The sequence below is a fragment of the Anabaena sp. CCY 9910 genome (assembly GCF_963920875.1).
Classification (GTDB): domain Bacteria; phylum Cyanobacteriota; class Cyanobacteriia; order Cyanobacteriales; family Nostocaceae; genus Trichormus; species Trichormus variabilis.
The window spans coordinates 1-2,582 of the sequence record NZ_CAWUDJ010000099.1; the positions used below are offsets into that span (position 1 = coordinate 1).

The 2,582-nt window shown below is 40.0% G+C and carries 3 protein-coding genes and 1 pseudogene; 3 read left to right on the forward strand and 1 reads right to left on the reverse strand.

Annotated features, from left to right (window positions below):
* Positions 1–282: 282 nt before the first annotated feature.
* The 3 genes from ACM5QX_RS29400 to ACM5QX_RS29410 all read left to right on the forward strand — a co-directional run bounded on the left by ACM5QX_RS29400 (position 283) and on the right by ACM5QX_RS29410 (position 1,835).
* Positions 283–591 carry an RNA recognition motif domain-containing protein gene (locus tag ACM5QX_RS29400; RefSeq protein WP_414756734.1) on the forward strand — a complete coding sequence of 103 codons (309 nt, stop codon included), beginning with the start codon at positions 283–285 and terminating at the stop codon, positions 589–591.
* A gap of 210 nt (positions 592–801) precedes the next feature.
* Positions 802–978 carry a hypothetical protein gene (locus ACM5QX_RS29405; RefSeq protein ID WP_414756735.1) on the forward strand — a complete coding sequence of 59 codons (177 nt, stop codon included), beginning with the start codon at positions 802–804 and terminating at the stop codon, positions 976–978.
* Positions 979–1,187: 209 nt separating this feature from the next.
* A complete protein-coding gene (locus tag ACM5QX_RS29410; protein WP_414756736.1) occupies positions 1,188–1,835 on the forward strand; it encodes a hypothetical protein in 648 nt (215 codons plus the stop codon).
* Between the two features lie 289 nt (positions 1,836–2,124).
* Here the strand turns inward: ACM5QX_RS29410 and ACM5QX_RS29415 are convergent.
* Positions 2,125–2,582 (reverse strand): annotated as a pseudogene (locus ACM5QX_RS29415) (hypothetical protein); the annotation flags it as partial.

Genomic DNA, 2,582 nt, shown 5'->3' on the forward strand with positions numbered 1-2,582 from the left:
CCTGACTCACTCTGATTTTGTATTTTCCTCTGCTTAGAGTGACAAATGAGGGATAACCCCATTAAAGCCCAGCCTTTATGACTGGGCTTTTGAGTACCAGAGCGATCGCCACCTCATCACAATACTGGTTAACCATCTATTAACCATTTACTGGATGCAGACAATTCGCTTCTATGTCATCCTAAAAAATGGAGTTAATTCGGTGACAGTGTTTGTTTTTAGTATTCACAGGCTTCTCTCCGAAATTTAATCTCTACAAGCTGATAATTTTGGAGAAAATCAATGTCAATTTATGTAGGCAACCTCTCTTACCAAGTTACAGAAGAAGATATCAGAGGCGTTTTTGCTGAATATGGTACTGTAAAGCGGGTTCAAGTACCACAAGACCGAGAAACAGGCCGTCCAAGAGGCTTCGCTTTTGTAGAAATGGGAACAGATGACGAAGAAGCTGCTGCCATTGAAGGTCTTGATGGTGCTGAATGGATGGGTCGTGACCTCAAAGTTAACAAAGCCAAGCCCAAGGAAGACAGAGGTTCTTCTGGTGGCGGACGGGGGGGATATGGCGGCGGCGGTGGACGCGGACGCTACTAAGCTTTGAAACCTGAAATTTGAGAGAGCGAATTTTTAGGTCGGACAAGAAGTTTATCTTTTTTTGCACTTTTAACCCCTGATTAGTCCTACAAAAGCAGGGTAAAAGACGTTTCCGCACTTGAGAACTGACATAGATAATAATCAATGCCCTCATAAACACTATGAGGGTTTTCCTTATGGAATTTAGCAGCAGTAAGCAAAAATTAAGCAATGGTAGTCCTTATTGGCTTCAAAGCTATATATATCAACCATTATGGAAGCCAGTGCGGAGAACCTTTGTTGAGAGGTCGAAGTTTGGGAAGTGTGATCGGTGTGAATGCGCCATTGAAGCGAGATAAGCACAAATGGGGAAATGGAGGCGAGAAAAGCTGGTTATTTAATGGCTAGATTAATGATTAATCATAAAAAATATGAAGTTTAAATTAAATTTAACATTTTCTAAGTAATTTTCCGGGTTCATGTATGCTTTTTGTTATATAGCTAGTATGTTCTCTATTTTTAAGCAAAAACATTAATTTGATACCTAATTGCTCGGTGACTGAGTAAAGAAAAGTGAAATTTGTACTTTTAGCGATTTTACTTAGGAAGATTTGTGTATGAGATTTTTCAAGAAATTATTGATTGTTACTGCTATTTCATTAGGATTTGGAATCGCAAGTGCTGGCTCATCTCAAGCAGCTCGTATTCAACGCTCTGAATTTAATGCAAGTGCAATTAATGTTGATTTTGAAAGTTCCCCCATGTTCCAACGAACTGTTAGTGACGGCAATTTAACAGTAAGCAATGGGGTTGTAAGCTTTGCTGGCCCTGTTCCGGATGACTATTTATCAGGCAAAAGCTATTATGATGGAGGTGATTCCTCAGTAATTCGATTTGATTTTTTAAATCCGGTATCTGCGGTTGGTACCAATTTTCTTGCTGCATATTATTCTAATACCACCCTTAGTATTTTTGATAGCGCAAATAGATTGATTGAAAGCTTGACTCTAAGAGGGTTTGGCTTGCCAACAGTATTCAGTTCACCTTACGGGTTTATTGGCTTGAATGCGGGAAGCAATTTAATTGCGTATGCAACTATTGATACCCCTCTTAATGGCAGCGAATTATTTGTTGATAATATTATTTATCAAACCGAAAATACTACCGCAGTTCCTGAACCATCATTTATAAGCAGTCTTTTAGGTGTGGCTTTCTTCCTGTCGTTGAAGCGTAAGGAACAGGCTAAATCTGCAAAAATTGGCTAAGATTTTTTATTCTTTGGTTTGCTTACACTCTATTATTTAGACTGTATTTTCAATTATTCTAGAGGGTCAAATTGCCACTTTAGAATCGCCGATTACAACAGTTAATATTGACTACTAGGCGTAAATAGGGGTTGCCCTTGGTTGCACGAACCTTCTATTTACGCCGACAAGCTATTTATGTTTTTTACCTCTGTCCACAATAAACTAGCGTTAACTTATAACGTTTGAGCCATTGATTACACGTTCTGGCTCAATTGTAGAATGCGCTCTCTCACTCAAGATGTGTTCTTTAGCTCCACCACCGTGACACATCTTGGATGGCAGAAGCTGTATCTTTCACCGCTTGTTGACCACCTAAAGAAAAGATCACAAGAGTTAATGCGTTTATATCACTAAGTAAATTTGCGCGAGTGTAAACAGATAAGATGTGAAGGGTATCTCGCCAGTGATCAAAAAGTTGAGTTTTTTGTATTTGCGAAAGTTTAGGAGCCAAATTACTTAGGGCATCGGCGCGACTTGGCTCAAACTGAATCTGCCTAGCAGCAGCCAGAGCCTTACTTAACAAATCAGGAGGCAGGATAGGAGCCAAACTACTTAGGACTTTGGCGCGAAATTCCTCATTGTGAATCTGCCTAGCAGCAGCCAGAGCCTCTGATAATAATTCTGGCTGTTTAACAGCCAAACTAATTAGGGCATAGGCGTGATGATACTCATCCTGAATCTGCCTAGCAGCAGCCAGAGCCTCTG